Origin of the sequence: Nocardia sp. XZ_19_231 (assembly GCF_015355705.1) — a bacterium.
Lineage (GTDB): Bacteria > Actinomycetota > Actinomycetes > Mycobacteriales > Mycobacteriaceae > Nocardia > Nocardia salmonicida.
In genome coordinates this window covers 380,335-401,255 of sequence record NZ_JACUZI010000004.1, presented here as the reverse complement: position 1 = coordinate 401,255, position 20,921 = coordinate 380,335, and the positions used below count along the sequence as shown (strand labels likewise).

Genomic DNA, 20,921 nt, shown 5'->3' with positions numbered 1-20,921 from the left:
ATCAGGTCCAGTTCACATTCATGATGACCACCGTAAGATGAACTGATGCTCGATGTACGCAAACTTCGCCTGCTCCGCGAACTCGCCCATCGCGGCACCATCGCCGCGGTCGCCGAGGCGCTCAGCTATACGCCCTCGGCGGTGTCCCAACAGCTCACCGCGCTCGAACGCGAGGCGGGCGTCGCGCTGCTCGAACGTTCGGGCCGTCGCGTCACTCTCACGCCCGCCGCCCACCTGTTGGTCGGCCACACCGAGACGATCCTGGCGGCCCTCGAACATGCCGACGCCGAATTGTCCTGTACCCGTGACGAATTGGCAGGCACCCTGCGCATCGGAACTTTCCCGACCGCGGCGCGCACCCTACTGTCCCCCGCCCTGGTCACCCTGAGTACCGAACACCCGCGCCTGGAACTCACCGTCACCGAGATCGACCCCGCCGACATCCCGAACGCCTTACGCGCGGGCACTTTGGATGTCGCGCTCACCCACGACTACGACCTGGTTCCCACCGACGCCGACCCCTCTTTGCAAACCGAACCCCTGCACACCGAAATCGTCTACCTGGCCACACGAACGCCCGTGCCCACCAAGGATTCGCTGGCAGCACACCGCCAATCCCCCTGGATCGCGGGAACTCCCGGAACCCTGTGTCACACATTGACGATCCGAGCCTGCCAGGCAACGGGATTCACTCCACACATCCGTCACCACGCCGACGACTTCGACACCGTCCTCACCCTCGTCGCCGCAGGCGCGGGCACCGCGATAGTCCCCGCCCTGGCCCTCTATGCGCCCCCAGAACAGATCATTCTGACCCCCCTCCCCATCCGCCGCCACACCCAGCTCGTGTACCGGAACGGCACCGGTCTACACCCTGCGATCCACGCCGCCCGCATCGCTCTGCACGCCGCGGCCTAGATCCGGATCGAGCGAGGGGTCCGTACCGAACTCGGCAGGTCACCCCACTCGTAATGCCGCGGCTCAGGCGGTCTTCTCGCGGTGGGAGCTGCGCTGGCGAGTGCGGGTAGCCGAGACGGGGTCGATGTCGGGCATCGACCATTGGGCCGAGAGGGCGAGGCTGGGTTCCCGGCCGGAAGCTACATGGCGGTAAGCGATTTCCGCCGCGGCGTCGGGGTCGTTGGCGGCGATAGCCGCGTACAGGGCTTCGTGTTCGTCACATTGGGTGCCCGGGTCGCGTTCCTTCGTCAGGTGGAACAGCCAGCGGACTCGAGATTCCAAGGGGCGCAACAGCGACTGCAACAGCGGGTTGCCCGAGACTTCGACGATCACCGCGTGAAAGCCGGCGTTCGCGGCGGCGATCGCGGCCTGATCGCCACGGGCGGTTGCCTGACGCGCCGCGGTCAGCTGCGCGCGCAGCGCGGCCAGATCGGCCGTTTCGGCGCGTTCGGCGGCCAGGCGCGCGGCGAGGACCTCGAGGCTCTCGCGAACATCGAAGAGGTCGCGCACGTCGGTCACCGTGAACGGGGCGACGATCGCGCCCTGCCGCGGCACGATCACGACCAGACCTTCTCGTTCGAGCATCTGCAGCGCCTCGCGCAGCGGGATCCGCGAGATGGCCAGCTCGGTCGCGAGGTCGCGTTCCACCAGCCGCTGACCTGGACTCAATCGCAGATCGATGATCCGGTCACGCAACTCCTCATAGGCCCGATCCCGCAGCGACTTCTTCGCCGGTTCGTCTGCCACCGCACCATCCTTCTGCTCCTGCACATCGACAACGGTAGCCCGCTCGCGGCGTGCGACCGTTTCTTACTTTTCCGTAATCCGCCTGTCATCTGCGAGCCCCAGGCTGACACTTAACGGTATACCGCTAAGTGAGCGGTTCGTTCGAACAAGGAGTACCCCGTGCACAAGTCCACTCGGCGCGCGATCGCCTTCGGCTCGGCCGCCCTCGCCGCCGCTGCCCTCCTGTCGGCCTGCGGTTCCGCCGACACCTCGGCAACGGGGGGCAAGCTGAAGGTCGGTGTGTTCTTCCCCGGCTCGCTCTCCGACACCGGCTTCATGCAGTCGGGGTATCTGGGCTACCAGCGCATTGCCGACAAGCTCGGCGACAAGGTGGAACTCAGCAAGGTCGAGCAGGTCGCGGCCAGCGACTACCAGCAGGCACTGGTCCGCTTCGCCTCCACCAACGACCTGGTGATCTCCCTCGGCGGCCAGACCGACGCCGACGTGCGCAAGGTGGCGCCGCAGTTCCCGAACGTGAAGTTCGTCGAGATCGGTGGCCCGGCCGACGCGAAGCCCTTGGCCAACCTCGCCTACTACGACCCCCAGCAGGCCGAAGCTGAATTCCTCAGCGGCGCGGTGTCGGCGGCGGGCTCCAAGTCCGGCGCAGTGGCCTTCATCGGTGGTGTCGAGTTGCCCGCGATTGTCAACGCCGCCAACGCTTTCAGTAACGGCGCCCGTTTCGCCAAGCCGGACGCGAAGGTACTGACCCCGCAGTACGTCGGTGACTTCAACGACCCCGCCAAGGCCAAGCAGGCCGCGCTGGCCGACTACGGCGCGGGTGCGGGCACGCTCGGCCAGATCGTGAACCTGGGCAAGGCTGGCATGGAGCAGGCCGCGACCCAGTCCGGCGCCACGATGGTGGGCGGTCCGATCCCCGGTGACTGCACCAACCCCGTGTACCTGGGCTATGTGCACACCGATATCGGCGCCGAGGTCGAGTTCGCAGTGAACGCCGCGCTCGACAACTCGTGGAAGGCCGAAAATGTGCGTTTCGGGCTGACCTCGCCCAACGACGGCACCGATTTCGTGTTGTGCAGCAAGGACTCCGGGGTCGCCGACGCACTCGCGAAGGCGAAAACGGCCCTGTCCACCGGCGCGGTCAAGCCGTACTGAGCACCATGAGCACTCCCGCATTGACCCTGCAGGGGGTCGGTAAGCGCTTCGGTGACGTGCAGGCCCTCCACGACGTGGACGTCACCGTCGAATCCGGCACTGTCCATTGCATTCTCGGCGAGAACGGCGCAGGCAAATCGACGCTGTGCAATCTCGTCTTCGGCGGCTACCGCCCCGATGCCGGTCGTATAGAGCTGGGCGGCAACGATTTCCGCCCCGACTCCCCCGCCGCCGCGATGGCCGCGGGCGTCGCGATGGTGCACCAGCACTTCAGCTTGGTCACGACCATGACCGTCGGCGAGAACCTGTTGCTCACCCAGCGCGGACTCCGGATGCGCCGCAAGGACCTGACCGACCGGCTCGCCGAGATCGCCCAGCGTTACCGCCTGCGGATCGATCTCGACCAGCAGGTCGCGGCGATGCCGGTCGGCGCGCGGCAGAAGGTCGAGATCGTCAAGGCGTTGCTGCGCGATCCGGCATTGATCCTGCTCGACGAACCGACAGGAGTGCTCGACCCGGCCGAGATCGACGCGTTGATCGACACCTGTCGCGCCATCGCCGCCGACGGCAAAGCGGTGGTCCTGGTGACGCACAAACTCGGCGAGGTCGCCAGGGTCGCCGACGCCGCGACCGTGCTGCGACGCGGCACGGTCGCCGGTGGCGGGCGGATGTCGAATACCACCATCGCCCAGTTGCTCACCGCCATGGTGGGACGCACCGCTGCCGACCTCGACCCGACTGTCGCCGCGACCATCGGGCTCGATCCCACGGCACTTGCCTCGACGACGGAAACGGTCGTGAAGGAGTCGGCGGACGAATCCGGCTCACCCGCACCGGTTCTGACCGTCGATCGAGTCACCGTGCGCCGCGCCGACGGTAGCGCCGCGCTCGACGACGCGCGACTGGTCGTGCGGCCCGGCGAGATCGTCGGGATCGCGGGCGTCGAAGGCAACGGGCAGAGCGAGCTGGTCGCGGTGCTCGCGGGCAGCACCCCGGTGAACGCAGGGACCGTCACCCTCGACGGCGTCGACATCACCACCGCACGACCGGCGGCACGCACCGAGCGCGGTCTCGGCATCGTGCCCGAGGACCGCCATCGCGACGCGATGGTCGCCGATATGACGTTGGCCGAGAACCTCTTCCTCGGACAGCTCAGCCGATTCCGGCGCTTCGGCCTGCTCGACAAACGGGCCATCGGCCGCGCCGCACAGACCGAACTCGACCGGTTCGATGTGCGAGCGGCCGGACCGTGGGTGCGGATGGGCTCGCTCTCGGGCGGCAATCAGCAGAAGGTGGTGCTGGCCCGCGAGCTGTCGGCCACGAACCTGCGCTGCCTCGTCGCCGCTCAGCCGACACGCGGATTGGATATCGGCGCGGTCGATTTCGTGCTGACCCAGCTGCGGTGCGCCGCTGCCGACGGCTGCGGCGTGCTGGTGGTGTCGAGCGAGGTGCCCGAACTGCTGGCCCTGTGCGACCGAGTATTCGTCGCCTATCGCGGCGCCCTCGCCGGACCGGTGGAAACCTCCGATCCCACAGCGGCACAACAGATCAGCGAACTGATGATGGGAGTATCGGTATGACCGCGGCGAACGAGAGCCGTCCCGCGCGGCGACCAGCCACTGCCGGACTCGGCCGGATCGACCTGCGGCAGTGGGCGCATCAGCCGATCGTCGTCGCCGCCGCGGCCATGGTCGCCGCCGGTGTGATCGGTCTGATCCTGGCCGCCGTCGCGGGCGCGGCGCCGGCCGCGACGATGACCGCACTGTTGGAGGGAATGTTCGGCAGCGACTACGCGATCGGCGCTTCGCTCAATGTCGCCGCCACATTGATGCTGGTCGCGGTCGGTTTCACCATCGCGCACCGCGCCGGATTGGTCAATGTCGGCGGCGAGGGGCAGATCTGCGCGGGCGGTATCGCCGCCACCGCGATCGGCACCACGCTCACCGGCGCACCGACCGCGATCACCCTGCCCGCTGTCCTGATCGGCGCCGCGGCGGCCGGCTGGCTGTGGGCGGCGATCGCGGCGTATCTGCGGGTCCGACGTGGAACCAGCGAGATCATCACCACGCTGCTGCTCAACTTCGTCGGTCTGGCACTGGTGCTGCTCGTCGTGCACGAACCCGCGCTGCTGCGTCAGCCGGTGACCTCCTCGGAGACGCTCCCACAGTCCGAGCAGCTCACCGCGGCGGCACATCTACCGCTGCTCGGCATCGAACGCTCCCCCGCGACGATCGCCCTGTGGATCGCGGTGATCGCCGCGCTCGGCACCGCGATCCTGGTGCGCCACACCGCGCTCGGCACCCGCTTGCGCGCGGTCGGACTCAATCCCGACGCGGCCGCCCGGCTCGGACTGCCGGTCGGCCGGTTGCGTTTCCTGAGCCTGTCGAGCGCGGGTGCGTTCGCCGGTGTGGCGGGTGGACTACTGGTGGCGACAGCGCCGTTCGTGCTCGCCGAAGGATTCTCCTCCGGCTACGGCTTCTCCGGCCTTGTCGTCGGCCTGCTCGCCCGCGGCTCGTTGTCGGCGGTCGTCGCCGTCTCGCTGTTGCTCGGCTTCCTCGTCTCCGGCGGGATCAACCTGCAACTGGCGGCCAACGTGCCCGCCTCGACCATCGCCGTCGTGGAGTCGCTGATGATCGTTTTCATCGCGGGCGCCGCGATCTGGACCAGAAGCGCCCGCAAGTCCGAACCCGCGGCACCACAACCGGTTTCCCCCGTGGATACCGCCGATCTGGCAGGAGCACCGCGATGAGCCTCGACACGGTCACCGACATCGCTACCAGCGGCATCGGTTTCACCCTGCCCATCCTGGTCGCCGCGAGCGGCGAGCTCGTCAGCGAGCGCGCGGGCGTGCTCAATCTGAGCCTCGAGGCGATGATGCTGACCGGCGCGTTCGCCGGTGTACTCGGCGCCGTCACCACCGGTTCGCCGGTACTGGGTGCGGCCACCGCGGTGATCGCCGCGCTGATCTTCGGTGCGCTGCAGGCGATCTGGAGTATCGGCCTGCGTGCCGACCAGATCGTCGTCGGCATCGCCAGCAACGCGCTGGCGCTGGGCGCCACCACCTACGGTGCGCGGCTACTGCTCGCCGACGGCAAGGGGCACAGCGTGCCGGGCTTCGATGCGCTGAAGATTCCGCTGCTGCACGGCATTCCGGTCATCGGGCCCGCCCTGTTCGGTCAGACCGCACTCGGCTATCTGTGCATCGCCGTCGTCGCCGTCCTTGCGTTCGTGTTCTCCCGCCGCACCAAGCTGGGCCTGGTGATCGATGCGATCGGTGAAGACGCCGTCGCCGCCGACCGCACCGGGCTTTCCGTGCGGGCCGTCCGCTTCGGCTGTGTCCTGCTGGCCGCGTTCGCCGCGGGCCTCGGCGGTGCGCAACTCGCGCTGTCGGAAGTGCATTCGTTCAGTGACAACATGACCGGCGGCATCGGCTATCTCGCCGTGGTCGCGGTGATCGCGGGCCGCTGGCGCGCGCTCGGCGTGATCTGGGCATCGGTGTTCTTCGGCATCGCCCAGGCGTTGCAGTTCGCCTTGCCCGCACTCGGTGTGGACGTGCCGTTCGCGCTGCTGGTGATGCTGCCCTACCTGATCGCGATCGTCGCCGTCAGCGGCCTGGTCGGCAACAGCCGCTCACCGCGCGACCTCACCGTCGCCTTCGCCCGAACTTCCTGACCCGCCGCTACTTTCGTAGGAGCCACCGTTGACTCTGATCCTGTCGCACTCCGATGTGACCGCCGTTCTCGATCGCGGCGAGGTGCTCGCCGCCGTCGAGCGCGCACACGCCGACCTGGCCCTCGGCACCGCGTTCGTGCCCGCCCCACCGGCGATGACCCTGGGCGAGGCCGCCTTCGTGCCGATGGTCGCCGCCGCCGAATCCGCCGGCGCCGCCGCTGTGAAACTGCTCGCCGACCTGCCTGCCAATCGCGAGCGCGGACTGCCGGTGCAGCGGTCGGTGATCGTGGTGACCTCGGCGGCCGACGGTGCGTGCGAGGCACTGATCGACGGACGCCTCGTGACCGCCGTACGCACCGCCGCCGCCAGCGCGGTGGCCACGAAATACCTTTCCCGGCAAGCCAGTTCGGTCCTGGGCGTGATCGGCGCGGGCAATCTGGCCGTCGAACACACCCGCGCGATCGCGACCGTGCGCGAGCTGAAGACCGTGCTGGTCTGGTCGCGCACCGCGGCTACCGTCGACCGATTCCGCAGTGCGATAGCCGATCTCGGCCTCGAGGTGCGTGCCCTCGACAGCCCGGAGGCAGTCACCCGTGCCGCCGATGTGCTGTGCACCCTCACGCCCTCACGCGAACCGATCGTCCACGGCGCCTGGTTCGGCGACGGCCTGCACGTCAATGCCGTCGGAGCGCCGCCGCGTGCCGATCACCGGGAGGTGGACGGCGAGGCCATGCGCCGGTCCAGGGTCGTCGTAGACTCGATCGGCACCACGCTCACCAAGTCCGGGGACACCCTGATGGCCATCGCCGAAGGCGCGATCACCCAGGACGCGGTGAGCACCGAGCTGGGCGAGGTGATCGCGGGCCGGGCACCCGGGCGTCGCGGCGACCGCGACATCACCCTGTTCAATTCGGTGGGCATCGGCCTGCAGGATCTGGCCGCCGCCCGCCTGCTCATCGACAAGGCCCGCGCCAACGGCATCGGAACGGAAGTGGATCTCACCTCATGAGCGAGCTGACCGATATCGACATCACCCACCTGCGCCGCGCCATCGACCTCGCCGGGCACGCGGCCGCGCTCGGTGACCGACCTTTCGGCGCGGTCGCGGTCACCCCTGACGGCGCTGTTCTGGCCGAGGGCGTGAACGCGGTGAACTCCACCGGCGATGTCACCACCCACGCCGAACTGGTCGCGATCACCCTCGCGACCGCCGCGGGCCACGCCGCGCGACTGCGCGGCGCCACCGTCTACGCCAGTGGCGAACCGTGTCCGATGTGCGCGGCCGCGATGGTGTGGGCCGGGGTCGGGCGCATCGTCTTCGCCGCGGCCGCAGCCGAATTCGGGCCGATCCTGCCCCCTGGTCCCAGCTTCGAGCTCACCTGCGCCGAGGTCGTCGCGCGCTCGAACGTGCCGGTCGAGGTCAGCGGACCGCACCTCGGCGAGGAAGCTCTCGCCGTGTTCCGCGCGGCCGCGCAGAACTAGTCCCGAACACACCGAGGGCGCGGCGCCACCTCGACGCCGCGCCCTCGGTGTGCGGTCACTTCGCCGCGACGACCTCGACGGGCTCGCCCAGTTCACGCTGTTCCTCGATCGCCTCGGGAGTGCCCGGCACCTGCGTGCCGCGCAGCGAGACGCCCTTGGTCTCGATGAGGAAGAACGACGCGATCAAGCCGACGGCGCACGCACCGAACATGTAGAACGCCGGAATCATGTTGTTGCCGGTGGCGCCGATGAGCGCCTCGTTGATCACCGGCGCGGTACCGCCGAACATCGAGGTGGCGACGTTGTAGCCGATCGCCACACCGGCGAAACGCACGATCGTGGGGAACATCGCGGGGAAGGTGGCCGAGATCGTCGCCAACTGGGGAGCGTAGAGCAGGCCCAGGATGGCGAAGCCGACGATCGCGCCGGTGAGCGAGGACCCGATCAGGTGGTAGACCGGGATCACCGCGATCATCATCGCCGCGCACGAGAACATCCACATCGGTTTGCGACCGATCCGGTCCGAGAGTGCACCGAGGAACGGCAGGGTGCACAGCATCGCGACCTGGCCGATCAGCGGCACGAGCAACGCATCCGATTCCTCCATGCCAAGCGTGGAACCGAGGTAGGTCGGGGTGTAGCTGAGCAACGAGTAGTTGACGACGTTGAGCGCGATCACCAGGCCGAACAGGGTCAGCACCGGACGCAGGTATTTCGTCACCAGATCGCGGTACACGCCGGAGATTTCCTCGGTCTCGTCCTTGCGCTCGACCTCGCGGAACACCGGGGTGTCCTCCACCCGGCTGCGCAGATACATGCCGATCAGGCCGAGCGGACCGGCGATCATGAACGGGATACGCCAGCCCCACGAATTCATCGACGCGTCGTCGAGCACATTCACCAGCAGCAGGGCGACCAGATTGCCGAGAGTGAAGCCGACGAGCGTACCGACCTCCAGGAAACTGCCATAGAATCCGCGCTTGCGATCGGGCGCGTATTCGGCCATGAATGTCGCGGCACCACCGTATTCGCCACCGGCGGAAAGTCCCTGGATCATGCGCAGCGCGTACAGCAGAATCGGGGCGCCGATGCCGATCATGTCGAAGCTCGGGATAAGGCCGACGGCGAGCGTCGATCCGGCCATCAGAATAATCGTGGTGGCGAGTACTCGCTTGCGCCCGATGCGGTCGCCGAGCGGACCCCAGATCATGCCGCCCACCGGCCGGATCAGGAACGATACAGCGAAACCGAGCAGCGTGTAGACCATCCCGGACTCACCGTCGCCGGGAAACAACGATCTCGCGATATATGTCGCCAGATAGGCATAGACACCGTAGTCGAACCATTCGACCGCATTACCGATCGCCGACGCACCGATGGCCCGGTGCAGCACCGATTTCGATTCCCTTGACATCCACAACACCTCTCGTCGTCGCCTTTCACGGATACCCGACCCCTTTGCGAACAAACGTTACGAGCGCGCGAAGACCCGCCATTATGGCCTCCATACTGCGAATATGGTGCTGCGACACGGGGTTTATCTGCCGCCGTTCGGCGAGCTGGCCGACCCGCGGGTGCCGGCCGAGGCCCCGACTGAGGCGTGTTACGCGAGGGCAGCGAGTTTGTTTGCGAGGACCGCCTTTTCGCGTTCGTTGCCGCACCGGCGAATGGCTTCTGCCAGCTCCGCGCGAGCGTCGGTGGTGCGGCCGAGTCGGGTGAGCAGTTCGCCGCGCACGCTGGGCAGCAGGTGCGAGGTGGCCAGGGCGCCGGATGCGGCGAGCTCGTCGACGATCGGCAGGGCCGCCGCGGGTCCCTCGGCCATCGACACCGCCACCGCCCGGTTCAGGTCAACCACCGGTGAGGGCGCGAGCCTGCCCAGCGCCTCGTACAGCACCACCACCCGTTCCCAATCGGTCCGCTCGACCGAGGGCGCGACCGCGTGACATTCGGCGATCGCGGCCTGCAGACCGTAGGCGCCCAACCCGCGCCCGACTTCACCGGCTTTCACCAGCGCGGCACGGCCGCGTCGGATCGCCGAGCGGTCCCAGCGGCGGCGATCCTGCTGTTCGAGCAACACCGGCTCGCCGTCGGGACCGGTGCGAGCGGGGAACCGTGCCGCGGTCAGCTCGAGCAGCGCGAGCAGGCCGTAGACCTCGGGTTCGGCGGGCATCAGCCGCGAGAGCACACGGGCCAGCCGCTGCGCCTCCCCCGCGAGATCGAAGCGGATGAGGTCGTCGCCGGTGCTGGCCGATGATCCCTCGGTGAAGATCAGGTAGATGACGCCGAGCACCGAACCCAGGCGGGCCCGGCGCTCGGCGGCGGGCGGCACTTCGAACGCGACCTCGGCCGCGCCGAGTGTCTTCTTCGCCCTGGTGATCCTGGCCTGCACGGTCGCGGTGGGCACCAGGCAGGCCTTGGCGATCTCGTCGCTGGTCAGACCGCCGACGACGCGCAGCGTCAAGGCCAGACGCGCCTCCCGCGACAGCACCGGGTGACACGAGATGAACATCAACGCGAGCACGTCGTCGTCGATCTGATCGGGATCCCACAGCACGTCCGCCGCCGCGCGCACGGGGTCGCCACCGGTGAGCGCATCGCCCTCGCCGAGGTCGGCGGCGAGGGCGGTGTAGCGGTCGTCGAGGGCGGCGCGACGCCGGAACGCGTCGATCGCGCGGCGTCTGCCGACGGTGAGCAACCACGCGGCCGGCTGACGTGGCACGCCTTCACGCGGCCACGTCACCAGCGCCTCTGCCAGCGCTTCCTGGGCAAGATCCTCGGCCATCGCGAAATCGCGGGTGTAGCGCGCGAGCGCGCCGACGATGCGGGCCGATTCGATCCGCCAGACGGCGGCGACGGCCTCGCGGCCGGTGTGGTCGCTCATCGCGGTTCAGAGCTGGCCGGTGGCTTCACGCCAGGCGCGCTCCTTCTTGATCCAGATGTTGTCCTGCGGGAACTCGTCGATGCTGGTGACCCGACGGATCTCGGTCTTGGAGCCGGGGCCGACATAGGGCATCCGCTTGGCCCACTCGATCGCCTCCTCCTTGGAGGCCACGTTGAGGATGTAGTACCCGCCGAAGAGTTCCTTGGTCTCCCCGTAAGGCCCGTCGGTGATCACCGGGGTCTCCGACGAGTAGTCCACGACCACGCCCTGGGCCGCATCGTCGAGCCCCTCGGCGGCGACGAGTACCCCGGCGCTGATCAACTCGTCGTTGAACTTGCCCATGGTCTCGAGAATCTCGTTGAAGTCGATATCGGCCATGGCGGCCCAGGCTTCGTCGGTGGCACGCATGATCAGCATGTACTTCATGGTTTCGTCTCCTCGGATCGGTGTGGGCCCGCCTGCCGGGCCCTGCGTTCATCCCTAGGTCGAACGGGCACCACGGCAGATCGACACCCGGCCGAAAATTCTTTTTCGCGAGTGTTCGGCAGCCTACGACGAGCGCAGAGTGCGTGCGTCGACGACGGACACGAATCCCCGATTCGGATGATCAAGATCGTCCGGCGTGATACAGATCGAAGAGGTTTGTCATGCTGACAGCCACCTAGCGAAGGAGTCACTCGTGAGCGCAGTCCTCGTCGAGCAACGCGAGCATGTGCTCGTTATCGTGCTGAATCGGCCCGAAGCCATGAACTCGGTCAACGCCGAAGTGAGCACCGGGGTCGGCGAGGCGCTCGAGCGAGCCGAGGCCGACCCGCAGATCCGCGCGGTGGTTCTCACCGGTGCCGGCGAGCGGGCGTTCTGTGCTGGCGCGGATCTGAAGGCGCTGAGCCGTGGTGAGTCGATTCTCGCCCCAGGACATGAGGATTGGAACCTGGCCGGGTACGTCCGACACCCGATCAGCAAGCCGACCATCGCCGCGGTGAACGGTTTCGCACTCGGCGGCGGTACCGAACTCGTCCTGGCCAGCGATCTCGCGGTCGCCGCCGAGACCGCCACCTTCGGTCTGCCCGAGGTCGCCCGCGGCCTGTTCGCCGCGGCCGGTGGCGCGTTCCGCCTGCCCGAGCAGCTGCCGCGCAAGGTGGCGATGGAGATGATCCTCACCGGCGAGCCGATCACCGCGGCCCGCGCGCTGGAACTGGGTCTGATCAATCGTGTCGTGCCTGCCGCCGAGGTACTCGATGCGGCGCTGGCGCTGGCCGGTCGGATCGCCGAGAACGCGCCGCTGGCGGTGCAGGCGAGCAAGCGGGTGGCGCTGGGCATCATCGACGGCAAGCTCGCCGACGACGACGCCTGGGACCAGTCCAACCGCGAGATCATGGCCGTCGCGGTGACCGAGGACATGCGTGAGGGCGCCATCGCTTTCGCGCAGAAGCGCAAGCCGAACTGGCAGGCACGCTGACACGATGCGGATCCTGATCCTCGGCGCCTCCGGTTTCGTCGGCAGCGCGCTGCACGCGCACTTCGCCGAGAACCACGAGGTCGTCGGGACCAGCCGGGGCGGGCACGGGCTCGCCCCGGTGGATCTCGCCGACACCGGCGCGCTACGGACACTGCTCGAGCAGCGGTTCGACGTGGTGGTCCACACCGCCGGTGTCGTGGATCTCGCTGCCGCGCAACGCGATCCCGCCGCCGCCTACGCGGCGAACGTCGCGCCGATGGTGCCGCTGCTCGAGGCCATCGGCGAGACAGGCGCCAAACTCGTCTACCTGTCGACCGACAATGTCTTCGACGGCACGGCCGACCACTACGACGAAAGCGCAACGCGCACACCGATCAACGTCTACGGCGAGACCAAGGTGGCCGCCGAGGATCTGGTCCTCGCACACGAGCACCACCTGGTTGTCCGCCTCCCGCTCGTGTACGGGCGCAGCCCGTTGTCGAACAAATTCCTGGCCCGCTTCGCCGCACCCGAGATCCAGGCGCGTACCGACATCGTGTGCAATCCGCTATATCTGCCGAGCCTGGCGCCCGCACTCGAGCAGCTCACCGACGAATCGGGCGTCGTGCATATCGCGGGCGCGGAAACCCTCAGCCGCTACGACCTCATGACCAGGGTCCGCGACCACCTCGACTCCCCGGCGCGCATCGTGCCAACTGATCGCTTCAGCGCAGCACCGGACTGCCCACGGCCATTACGCCTGGTCATGCACAGTAACCGGCACAGGCTGACCGGCCCGGACGTCGATACCGCCCTAGCTGATCTGCACTGATCCCCTGGTTGGCGTTGACGCCCAGCGAAGAGTGAGTGTACAGTCACTCACATGACCAAGCGCGGTGCCACCCTCTCCACCTCGGACGTCCGGCGGGACGCAGTTGTCGACGCCGCGATCATCGAGTTCGCCAAGACCGGCTACCACGGCACCCCGATCAACACCGTCGCCGCACGCGCCGACATCTCCCCCGCTTACGTCTTCAAACTCTTCCCCGGCAAGGTGGCACTGTTCGTCGCCGCGCTCGATCACTGCTTCGACCTGGTCGAACGCACGATGTCCACGGGCGCGGCCAATTCCACCGCCGATGACCCGGCCGGAATCCTGCACGACATGGGCGGCGCCTATGCCGAACTCATCGCCGACAAGAGCCTGCTCATGCTCCAGGTGCATGCCCAATCCGCCACCGACATCCCGGAAATCGCCGACGCGCTGCGCCGCGGCCTGGCCAAGGTGACCACGTTCGTGCAGCGCCGCTCCGGCGGCACTCCCGAGCAGATCCAGTACTTCATCGCCTACGGCCAGCTGTGCCACCTCGTCACCACCCTCGGACTCGACGGCAACGACAGCCCCTGGGCCACCGCCCTCACCACCGGAATGCGCCACCCGAAGGCCCACTGACCCCTCGCTCCAGCCCTTTCCGGTTGGAGCTTTCTTTTCCACTATGAGTGATTGACCAGTCACACACTACATAAGGCAGCCTGATGAACACCATTACCGCCACCGAGATCGTCCTGCCCGGCCGAGTGGACCCGAGCGGCCTACTCGTCACCCGCCGCGAACTCCCCGCACCCGGCCCCGGTCGCGCGCTGGTCCGAGTCGAAGCCTCCGGAGTGTCCTTCGCCGAGCAGCAGATGCGCCGCGGCAAGTACTTCGACCAGCCGCCCTTCCCCTTCGTCCCCGGCTACGACCTGGTCGGTACGGTGATCGCCGCCGAGGACGCGACGCTGATCGGGCAACGGGTCGCCGCGCTGACCAAGACCGGCGGCTGGAGCAGCCACGTCGACCTCGACGCCGCCGACCTGATCCCGGTGCCGGACGCGCTGGGCGCCGCCGACGCGGAAACCTTTGTCGTGAACGGCATTACCGCGTGGCAGATGCTGCACCGCACGGCCGACGTCCGGCCCGGCGACACGATTCTCGTCCACGGCGCCAACGGCGGCGTCGGCTCGACATTGGTCCAATTGGCCAGGGCCGCCGGCATTCACGTGATCGGCACCGCGTCCGCTCGTCATGCCGACGCGGTCACCGCACTGGGAGCCACCTGGATCGACTACCGCGGCGATGTGCCGCAACGGGTTCGAACTCTCGCACCGCACGGCGTCGATGCCGTCTTCGATCACGTCGGCGGGCCCGGCATCATCGACTCGTTCGACCTGCTCGCCGACGGCGGCACGCTCGTTTCCTACGGAACGGCGGCCACCAAGAACGACAAGGGCGACTCCCGACTGCCGGTCTTGAAACTGTTCGCCCGCCTGCTGTGGTGGAACATGCTGCCCAACAAGCGAAGTGCGCATTTCTACAACCTGTGGGCGGGCAAACGCAACCTCACCCGCTTCCGTGCTCGTATCGCCGAAGATCTCGGCCAGGTCTTCGCGCTCGCCGCCGCGGGCACCGTGACCGCCCAGGTCGCGGCCCGCATCACGCTCACCGATGCCGCCCGAGCGATGGAGCTCGCCGAATCCGGCACCGTCACCGGCAAAGTCGTCCTCGTCAGCGCCTGACCCGCTCACACACTGGAGATCGATCATGTACGTTTCCCAGCCCGTTCGCACCGTCCTCGACAATCGCCCCATCTACCTGAGTTTCGGTCTCGCCTGGCTCGTCGGCCACGGCACCTTCGCCCTCAGTCATGGTCCGAACCCACTGCTCGATCTCCCGAGTTTCGTGCCGAGCGCGCTCCTCGGCGTCGGCTTGCTGGCGGCCATGATCGTGACAACCGTGGTCTCCATGAGAGCCCAGCGCGGCGCGACAGGACGGGAAGCAGTCGTGGGCAACCTGCTCGGCGCCTCGTGGCTGATCGGTTTCGCAGCGCTGTTCTTCCTGATCACGGCGCTCGGTTCCACGCTGAGTCCCGATACCGCCGCGACCCTGTGGCCGACCGGGTCCGGGCTGATCGTCGGACTGCTCTATCTGGCAGGCGGTGCCGCCTACCGCGACGTCCTGCAGTACACGCTCGGTGCATGGCTTGCCGTGAGTTCCACGGCCGCACTGTTTCTCGACGGCGCGTCTCTGTACTGGGCGCTGGCGCTGGCCGGTGGCGGCAGTTATCTGCTCGCCGCCGCGATCGAGCCGCGCCGGATTGCCCGCCGCGGCGGCCTGAGATTTCAGCAACGTGCCCGTCCGGCTTCCGGGCGGGCACGTTCGGCGTTTCAGCTCGACGGCTGCGCGCTGATCGCGGTTCCCATCCATCGGTGCAGGTAGCGGCGCAATTCTTCGTCGGAACGTGTCGGACTACCCGGCGACAGGAAGAACGACTGCATCGTGCGCAGGACGTACTCGACGAGTTCGCGCAGGGCGGGCTCGTCGTAACCATGAGCGGCCCAGTCGACATCGAAGCGGCGGATCATGGTCATGCCGAAAGCTTGGGCCTCGTCGGAAGTGATGCTCTCCGGGTGGACGTTGGAGTACGAACTCGAAAGCAGAATGCCCAGGTGGGGCGTACGACGGACATCGGTGAGGGTGAAGACGACGGCCTCGGTCATCGCCTCGACGGGGTCAGCGAGGCCACTGACCTGGCTGGTGAGGCGGTCGAGGAAATCGTCGACCGAGGCGATGGCCGCGGCGGTCATGAGCGCGTCGGCGCTGGGAAAATACCGATAGACCGTCTGGCGGATGACACCGAGGGATTCGGCTACGTCGGCGATGCTGATCTCCGCACCGGTCCGGCCGATCAGTTCGACTGCCGCGGCGATGATCCGGCGGGTCGCCTCCGCATCGTCCCCCGGCGGACTACCGCCCCACCCACGTCTACGTGCCACCGGGTGGACGCTAGCACAACCCCAGGTCAGAGCGAATTCCGCCAAAGTGATCATACACTCGGACGACTCTTCGTATGATTGCTTCAATCAACCGAGTGGCAGACAACGAGGTAACCGCACCGTGACCGATCTTCACGTCCGCAAAATGGATTTCGCGTTCTCCGACTACGACGTGCCGTTTCTGTGGAACCCACAGAATCCGGCGTTCTCGTCGATGGCCAATGCCGTGTCGTTCCTTGCGATCGGCTTCGAGAAGATGATCGTGCAGCTGATCACCCAGGCGAAACCGCAGATCACCGACCCCGAGGTGGCCTCGGAGGCCGACGCGTTCATGCGCCAGGAGGGTCAGCATTCCAATGCCCACCGCCAACATGTGAAGGCACTGATCCGCCGTTACCCGGGCCTGCAGGAGACCCTCGACGCGGTGATCGGCGAGTTCGACAAGCTCACCGCCGAGACCTCGGTGAAGTACCGCCTCGCCTACACCGCCGACCTCGAGGCGACCTTCACGCCGGTGTTCAAGCTGATGCTCGACAACGACAAGGATCTGTTCGCCCCCGGCGACGATCGCGTCGCCTCACTGTTCATCTGGCATTTCGTCGAGGAAGTCGAGCATCGCAGCTCGGCACTGATCATCTTCAACTCGGTGGTCGACAGTGAGCTGTACCGGATGCGGGTGGCGGCGTCGATCTTCCGGCACGTGCTGCAGGTGATCCGGGTGGCGTGCGAGGGCTTCAACGAGCATGTGCCGCTGGAAGATCGGCAGGTCGACGCGCTGTCGATGTTCGCCAACTACCGCAGGGGCCAGACGCTGCGCCGCTGGCTGCCCTTCCTCCAGCCGGCCGACAACGGGACGATGCCGCGCGCGTTCGACGATCTCGGGCTGGGCGAACAGCTCGTCGCACTGGGCGGCATCATCCGCAGTCAGATGCCGCGCCACAATCCCGCGCACGAGAAGCTGCCCGTGCTCGCCGACCAGTGGTTCCGCCGCTACGACGAGGGCTATGACGTCACCCGTTGGTACACCGCCGATTCCGTCAGCTCGTAGAAGGTATCCCGATGGCTGATCACTGTTCCCCCACCTTCGCCGACCTCGCTCACGAACTCGGCTTCTCCTGCGAAGAAGCGGGCGGTCTCGTCGAATTCCGGAGCCCGTTCGCCCTGGAGAACTGGACCCTGCCGGTTCTCGAACTCACTATCGTCGTCGGCGCGATTCTCGCGCTCTGGTACGCGATCGCGCGCTGGCGCCGCCACGGCGACCCCACCAATCTGGTCCTGTGGTTCGGCGCCACCGCCTATCTGTTCATCATCGAACCGCCCCTGTACTTCCCGGCCGCGTTCGGTATCGAAGACCACATCGACACGATGTTCGCGCACAACGTGTTCACCGTGGACTTCCTCTGGGGCCGCCTACCCCTCTACATCATCGCGATCTATCCGCTGATGGCGACGATGGCGTTCGGCATCGTCCGGATGCTCGGTATCTTCCGTCGATACGGCGTTCTGATCGGCGCCACCTGCGTGGGTTTCGTCCACCACGCTTTCTACGAGATCTTCGATCACCTCGGGCCGCAGCTGCGTTGGTGGGAATGGTCGGTAGACAACCCGATCAATCAGCCGATGTTCGATTCGGTCCCGATGGGCAGCGTCGTGGTGTTCGCGGCGCTGTGGCCGATGTCGCTCGCTTTCTGCGTGCAGTATTTCGTCGGCCGCCACGTCGATGACGGCAGAAGTTTCTCCGGCATCGAATTGACTTGGCGCACCATCGTCATCGGCCTGCTGGCCTCGCTCGGCACCTTCCTGCTCCCGCTGCCCGCGACCGTCATCGGCATGAGCAGCAACACCGTTCGTGGCGTTGTCTACGCACTGGAGTTGGCCGTCCTCGCCGTGGTCGCCGGATTCGTGATGATCCGCCAGTGGACCCAACTGCGCCAGGGCTCCGCGAAACCCTCGCAGTACACAGACCCGTTCGTCCAGCGGTTCGCCACTCTCTATCTCGCCGTTTTCGCGCTCCTCTGGATCGCGTCACTGCCCGACTTCTTCGACGCCGTCGACGGTCAGACGAGCAACGGCGATCCCATCGGAAACCTTTGGTACACAGCGGCCTGCTTCGTCATCGCCATCGCATCGGTCGTGGCCACCTTCACCGTGCCCCGCGCACAGACCAGTCCAGAGGCTCCCGTTTCGGCGGCTTCGAACGTGCCCAGCTGATCCAGCACCAGCGGGCCGGGGCTAACCGGCACGAGAGGCGATGATGTCGGCGCGCAGGGTAGGCGCCGACATCATCGCCTACGACCCAACCGGCGATTCCGCGACGATCTGCGCGGTGACCGGGATGAACGGGTTGCCGTCGGGGTCATCGCTCCCCGCCATTCTCCGATGTCACAGGCTGTAGGACCAATTGCCCGGCAATACGTTCAGGAGTTGCCACGATTGACGTCGGCACCTGCCACTACGACGCGATTCCCTCTCGGCGCTGATCCAAGGCACCGACTTCAGAGGCCGCATCGAGCCCGCGCCGGGTCCGACACGCGGTACGTGGACCACCCAATTCACCGTCCCTCTCGGTAAGAGCAGTTTCGATCTGTCCGAGCACGGAACACTGGATCTGACCGTCTGCGCGGTCGAAGGCGACGACCACCGGCGGATGCACTGGTACGAAAACCCGCACGAGTACCTGGAATCCATCGGCGAGGACGACATGGACCTCACCGCGCCGCCGACCACTCAACCGCACACGAGTTCGTCGACAGCGCACAGGGTCCTGCTCTGCGCCGGTGGCCGGCGACGCCGGACAGGCCCGCGTGGCGGCCACCGCCACCGTCGTTGTCCTGCACGACCTCGGAATCGCCGACGACATGCTGCACATCATGGTTTCCGGCGAACCGCTTGCGGTCGAGGGATTTTCGATGGACATCTACCTCGAATTCGTCGACCGGTACGCAAAGGACCGACTCCGCTCCGGACTCCCCCGCCTTATTCGGTTCAGGATGCCTTCGGACTACCACTGAGGCCGGACGAGCCGACGCTCAGCAGTTGCAGAATGTTCTGGAAGAAGTCGCACCCGCCCGGCGCGCCGATGGGGAACTCCACGCACCCAGCGACTGGGGCAACCTGTTCGGTCGCGGCCTGGGCGGTAGCCAGCTGTGCCAACATCAGCACACCGGCCAGTGTGGTCGCGGCCAGTGATCGTCTCATCGAAAGTCCCTACTGCTCTTAGCTTTCGAACTGTCTAACTGCCCCCCGAGCAGCGAAGGTCACGCTTTTGCGGCATCAGCTGAGCCACTAGCCCCCGGTTCCGTGGCCCACGGAACCGGGGGCACCTGTTTTCGGCTGCACCGATGAATTTTGGATGGATCCGTCGTCGATACAGCTGGATACACCCACAGCGGTGGCCTGTACCGGGACCTTTCCCGTGCAGGAGGAAATACAGGAGGCAGTGGATGGGCGTCGACAGTTCCGAACAGGGACACACGATCCGGACGAGCGATCCTAGGGTTCTGGTGGCCGGGGCGAGCATCGCGGGGCCCGCGCTGGCCCACTGGTTGAGCCGGTGGGGGGCCGAGGTGACTGTGGTGGAGCGGGCGCCCGCCTTGCGTCCGGGAGGACAGGCCGTAGATGCGCGCGGGGTGGCCAAGGAGGTCATCCGGCGCATGGGGCTGGACGCGGCGGTCCGCGCGGCGCGCACCGAGACCGCTGGCGCATACACCGTGGACGTCGACGGCAACGTGCTGGAGACCTTCCGTGCCGACGACCACGGTGGCGACGGGTACATCGCCGAGATCGAGATTCTGCGCGGAGACCTGTCCCAGGTGCTCTACGACGACACTCGCGACGGTGTCGAGTACATCTTCGGCGACCGCATCATTGAACTCACCCAGGATCCAGACGGGGCCGACGTGGCCTTCGCGGGCGGCGACCGGCGACGCTTCGACCTGGTGGTCGGGGCGGACGGATTGCATTCGTCGCTTCGAGCGATGGTCTTCGGGCCGCACGAGCGGTTCGTCCGCCATCTTGGGCACATGCTGGCCTTCTACAGTGTGCCCAACGAGTTCGGGCTGGACCGATGGCTGATCGACTTCCAGGAGTCCGGTCGCTCGGCCGGGCTGCGGCCCATCCAGGACGCCACCCGGGCGATGGCCATGTTCTCCTTTCCTTCGCGAGACTTCGACGTCGACTACCGCGACGTCGAAGCCCAGAAGCGTCTGTTGCGCGAGCGAATGGCCGACCTGGGCTGGCTGACCTCGGACATCCTCGCGCACCTGGACGACACACCGGACTTTTACCTCGACCAGGTCGCTCAGGTGGTGATGGACCGCTGGTCGAGCGGTCGGGTGGCACTGCTGGGGGACGCGGCGTTCAGCTCGTCGCCGATGTCCGGAGCAGGCACCGGGCTGGCCCTGGTCGGCGCCTACGTACTGGCCGGCGAGCTGGCCACCGTCGGCTGGGAGCCCGAAGCCGGGTTCGGTGCCTACGAGAGCCGAATGCGCTCGTTCGTCGAGGCCAACCAGGAGATCGGCCGTTTGCACGCACGCAGCCGCGACCTTCCTGGGTCGGATCCCGAACCGACCCCCGATTTCGACAGTGAATGGTTCACCGAACTGATCGAGCGTGCGATCAACGGCGTCGAGCTACCCGACTACGCAGGGGTGCCGCACTCCGCGGCCCCGACCGAGCCGCCGATCACCTCCTCGGCCAAGCCTTAGGTGTCACACGACATGACGGAAGGTCCGACGCTCCCACAGGACACCGTCGGACCACGTCCGCTCATCGACAGTC

At 67.1% G+C, this 20,921-nt stretch carries 22 protein-coding genes; 16 read left to right on the top strand and 6 right to left on the bottom strand.

What is annotated here, in order from left to right; all coding sequences use genetic code 11:
• Positions 1-45: 45 nt before the first annotated feature.
• Positions 46-918 carry a LysR family transcriptional regulator gene (locus tag IBJ82_RS20465; RefSeq protein ID WP_194827557.1) on the top strand — a complete coding sequence of 291 codons (873 nt, stop codon included), beginning with the start codon at positions 46-48 and terminating at the stop codon, positions 916-918.
• 63 nt (positions 919-981) lie between these two features.
• On the opposite strand, the gene IBJ82_RS20460 is transcribed toward IBJ82_RS20465, so the two are convergent.
• Complete coding sequence (locus IBJ82_RS20460; RefSeq protein ID WP_370585399.1) at positions 982-1,704, bottom strand: GntR family transcriptional regulator; 723 nt, start codon at positions 1,702-1,704, stop codon at positions 982-984.
• Between the two features lie 159 nt (positions 1,705-1,863).
• Between IBJ82_RS20460 and IBJ82_RS20455 the strand changes: the two genes are divergently transcribed.
• The 6 genes from IBJ82_RS20455 (at position 1,864) to IBJ82_RS20430 (ending at position 8,010) form a co-directional block, all read left to right on the top strand.
• Positions 1,864-2,856 carry a BMP family protein gene (locus tag IBJ82_RS20455; protein WP_194827555.1) on the top strand — a complete coding sequence of 331 codons (993 nt, stop codon included), beginning with the start codon at positions 1,864-1,866 and terminating at the stop codon, positions 2,854-2,856.
• Between the two features lie 5 nt (positions 2,857-2,861).
• Positions 2,862-4,436 (top strand): ABC transporter ATP-binding protein, encoded by a 1,575-nt coding sequence (locus tag IBJ82_RS20450; protein WP_194827554.1) that lies wholly within the window; start codon positions 2,862-2,864, stop codon positions 4,434-4,436.
• 107 nt (positions 4,437-4,543) lie between these two features.
• On the top strand, positions 4,544-5,605 hold the full coding sequence (locus IBJ82_RS20445) for an ABC transporter permease (RefSeq protein WP_228537481.1): 1,062 nt from the start codon (positions 4,544-4,546) through the stop codon (positions 5,603-5,605).
• The gene (locus tag IBJ82_RS20440) at positions 5,602-6,528 is read left to right on the top strand and encodes an ABC transporter permease (protein ID WP_194827552.1); all 927 of its coding nucleotides are present in this window, start codon (positions 5,602-5,604) and stop codon (positions 6,526-6,528) included. The genes IBJ82_RS20445 and IBJ82_RS20440 overlap by 4 nt, the downstream gene beginning before the upstream one ends.
• Before the next feature lie 28 nt (positions 6,529-6,556).
• Positions 6,557-7,537 (top strand): ornithine cyclodeaminase family protein, encoded by a 981-nt coding sequence (locus IBJ82_RS20435; protein WP_194827551.1) that lies wholly within the window; start codon positions 6,557-6,559, stop codon positions 7,535-7,537.
• The gene (locus IBJ82_RS20430) at positions 7,534-8,010 is read left to right on the top strand and encodes a nucleoside deaminase (RefSeq protein WP_194827550.1); all 477 of its coding nucleotides are present in this window, start codon (positions 7,534-7,536) and stop codon (positions 8,008-8,010) included. The genes IBJ82_RS20435 and IBJ82_RS20430 overlap by 4 nt, the downstream gene beginning before the upstream one ends.
• A 55-nt stretch (positions 8,011-8,065) precedes the next feature.
• Here the strand turns inward: IBJ82_RS20430 and IBJ82_RS20425 are convergent, their stop codons facing one another.
• The 3 genes from IBJ82_RS20425 to IBJ82_RS20415 form a co-directional block, all read right to left on the bottom strand.
• Positions 8,066-9,424 carry an MFS transporter gene (locus tag IBJ82_RS20425; RefSeq protein WP_194827549.1) on the bottom strand — a complete coding sequence of 453 codons (1,359 nt, stop codon included), beginning with the start codon at positions 9,422-9,424 and terminating at the stop codon, positions 8,066-8,068.
• A gap of 189 nt (positions 9,425-9,613) precedes the next feature.
• On the bottom strand, positions 9,614-10,891 hold the full coding sequence (locus IBJ82_RS20420) for an RNA polymerase sigma factor (RefSeq protein ID WP_194827548.1): 1,278 nt from the start codon (positions 10,889-10,891) through the stop codon (positions 9,614-9,616).
• Between the two features lie 6 nt (positions 10,892-10,897).
• Positions 10,898-11,317, bottom strand: a complete 420-nt coding sequence (locus tag IBJ82_RS20415; protein WP_194827547.1) for a YciI family protein — start codon at positions 11,315-11,317, stop codon at positions 10,898-10,900.
• Positions 11,318-11,570: 253 nt separating this feature from the next.
• Here IBJ82_RS20415 and IBJ82_RS20410 point away from each other — a divergent pair, with 253 nt between their 5' ends.
• The 5 genes from IBJ82_RS20410 (at position 11,571) to IBJ82_RS20390 (ending at position 15,585) form a co-directional block, all read left to right on the top strand.
• A complete protein-coding gene (locus IBJ82_RS20410) occupies positions 11,571-12,350 on the top strand; it encodes a crotonase/enoyl-CoA hydratase family protein (protein WP_194827546.1) in 780 nt (259 codons plus the stop codon).
• A gap of 4 nt (positions 12,351-12,354) precedes the next feature.
• Positions 12,355-13,161 carry a sugar nucleotide-binding protein gene (locus IBJ82_RS20405; RefSeq protein ID WP_194827545.1) on the top strand — a complete coding sequence of 269 codons (807 nt, stop codon included), beginning with the start codon at positions 12,355-12,357 and terminating at the stop codon, positions 13,159-13,161.
• A 51-nt stretch (positions 13,162-13,212) separates the two neighbouring features.
• On the top strand, positions 13,213-13,782 hold the full coding sequence (locus IBJ82_RS20400) for a TetR/AcrR family transcriptional regulator (protein ID WP_194827544.1): 570 nt from the start codon (positions 13,213-13,215) through the stop codon (positions 13,780-13,782).
• An 83-nt stretch (positions 13,783-13,865) separates the two neighbouring features.
• Positions 13,866-14,885, top strand: a complete 1,020-nt coding sequence (locus IBJ82_RS20395) for a medium chain dehydrogenase/reductase family protein (RefSeq protein ID WP_194827543.1) — start codon at positions 13,866-13,868, stop codon at positions 14,883-14,885.
• Positions 14,886-14,910: 25 nt separating this feature from the next.
• The gene (locus IBJ82_RS20390) at positions 14,911-15,585 is read left to right on the top strand and encodes an ABC transporter permease (RefSeq protein ID WP_228537422.1); all 675 of its coding nucleotides are present in this window, start codon (positions 14,911-14,913) and stop codon (positions 15,583-15,585) included.
• On the opposite strand, the gene IBJ82_RS20385 is transcribed toward IBJ82_RS20390, so the two are convergent.
• Positions 15,534-16,142, bottom strand: coding sequence for a TetR/AcrR family transcriptional regulator (locus tag IBJ82_RS20385; protein ID WP_194827542.1), 609 nt, complete (start codon positions 16,140-16,142; stop codon positions 15,534-15,536). The two genes, IBJ82_RS20390 and IBJ82_RS20385, sit on opposite strands and share 52 nt — an antisense overlap.
• A gap of 121 nt (positions 16,143-16,263) precedes the next feature.
• Between IBJ82_RS20385 and IBJ82_RS20380 the strand changes: the two genes are divergently transcribed.
• The 3 genes from IBJ82_RS20380 (at position 16,264) to IBJ82_RS20370 (ending at position 19,153) form a co-directional block, all read left to right on the top strand.
• A complete protein-coding gene (locus IBJ82_RS20380; protein ID WP_194827541.1) occupies positions 16,264-17,190 on the top strand; it encodes a metal-dependent hydrolase in 927 nt (308 codons plus the stop codon).
• 11 nt (positions 17,191-17,201) lie between these two features.
• Positions 17,202-18,353, top strand: coding sequence for a hypothetical protein (locus IBJ82_RS20375; protein ID WP_194827540.1), 1,152 nt, complete (start codon positions 17,202-17,204; stop codon positions 18,351-18,353).
• A 566-nt stretch (positions 18,354-18,919) separates the two neighbouring features.
• The gene (locus IBJ82_RS20370; protein ID WP_194827539.1) at positions 18,920-19,153 is read left to right on the top strand and encodes a hypothetical protein; all 234 of its coding nucleotides are present in this window, start codon (positions 18,920-18,922) and stop codon (positions 19,151-19,153) included.
• Here IBJ82_RS20370 and IBJ82_RS20365 read toward each other — a convergent pair.
• Entirely contained in the window at positions 19,128-19,340 is a 213-nt protein-coding gene (locus IBJ82_RS20365; RefSeq protein ID WP_194827538.1) for a hypothetical protein, read from the bottom strand. The two genes, IBJ82_RS20370 and IBJ82_RS20365, sit on opposite strands and share 26 nt — an antisense overlap.
• A gap of 245 nt (positions 19,341-19,585) precedes the next feature.
• Here IBJ82_RS20365 and IBJ82_RS20360 point away from each other — a divergent pair, with 245 nt between their 5' ends.
• Positions 19,586-20,848 carry an FAD-dependent monooxygenase gene (locus IBJ82_RS20360; RefSeq protein WP_194827537.1) on the top strand — a complete coding sequence of 421 codons (1,263 nt, stop codon included), beginning with the start codon at positions 19,586-19,588 and terminating at the stop codon, positions 20,846-20,848.
• Positions 20,849-20,921 lie beyond the last annotated feature (73 nt).

Excerpts from the sequence above, each read along its gene's own strand:
- IBJ82_RS20465 (WP_194827557.1), top strand. The coding sequence starts at position 46 with ATGCTCGATGTACGCAAACTTCGCCTGCTCCGCGAACTCGCCCATCGC.
- IBJ82_RS20450 (WP_194827554.1), top strand. The coding sequence starts at position 2,862 with ATGAGCACTCCCGCATTGACCCTGCAGGGGGTCGGTAAGCGCTTCGGT.
- IBJ82_RS20445 (WP_228537481.1), top strand. The coding sequence starts at position 4,544 with ATGGTCGCCGCCGGTGTGATCGGTCTGATCCTGGCCGCCGTCGCGGGC.
- IBJ82_RS20440 (WP_194827552.1), top strand. The coding sequence starts at position 5,602 with ATGAGCCTCGACACGGTCACCGACATCGCTACCAGCGGCATCGGTTTC.
- IBJ82_RS20430 (WP_194827550.1), top strand. The coding sequence starts at position 7,534 with ATGAGCGAGCTGACCGATATCGACATCACCCACCTGCGCCGCGCCATC.
- IBJ82_RS20425 (WP_194827549.1), bottom strand. The coding sequence starts at position 9,424 with ATGTCAAGGGAATCGAAATCGGTGCTGCACCGGGCCATCGGTGCGTCG.
- IBJ82_RS20420 (WP_194827548.1), bottom strand. The coding sequence starts at position 10,891 with ATGAGCGACCACACCGGCCGCGAGGCCGTCGCCGCCGTCTGGCGGATC.
- IBJ82_RS20415 (WP_194827547.1), bottom strand. The coding sequence starts at position 11,317 with ATGAAGTACATGCTGATCATGCGTGCCACCGACGAAGCCTGGGCCGCC.
- IBJ82_RS20405 (WP_194827545.1), top strand. The coding sequence starts at position 12,355 with ATGCGGATCCTGATCCTCGGCGCCTCCGGTTTCGTCGGCAGCGCGCTG.
- IBJ82_RS20400 (WP_194827544.1), top strand. The coding sequence starts at position 13,213 with ATGACCAAGCGCGGTGCCACCCTCTCCACCTCGGACGTCCGGCGGGAC.
- IBJ82_RS20395 (WP_194827543.1), top strand. The coding sequence starts at position 13,866 with ATGAACACCATTACCGCCACCGAGATCGTCCTGCCCGGCCGAGTGGAC.
- IBJ82_RS20390 (WP_228537422.1), top strand. The coding sequence starts at position 14,911 with ATGTACGTTTCCCAGCCCGTTCGCACCGTCCTCGACAATCGCCCCATC.
- IBJ82_RS20375 (WP_194827540.1), top strand. The coding sequence starts at position 17,202 with ATGGCTGATCACTGTTCCCCCACCTTCGCCGACCTCGCTCACGAACTC.
- IBJ82_RS20365 (WP_194827538.1), bottom strand. The coding sequence starts at position 19,340 with ATGAGACGATCACTGGCCGCGACCACACTGGCCGGTGTGCTGATGTTG.
- IBJ82_RS20360 (WP_194827537.1), top strand. The coding sequence starts at position 19,586 with ATGGGCGTCGACAGTTCCGAACAGGGACACACGATCCGGACGAGCGAT.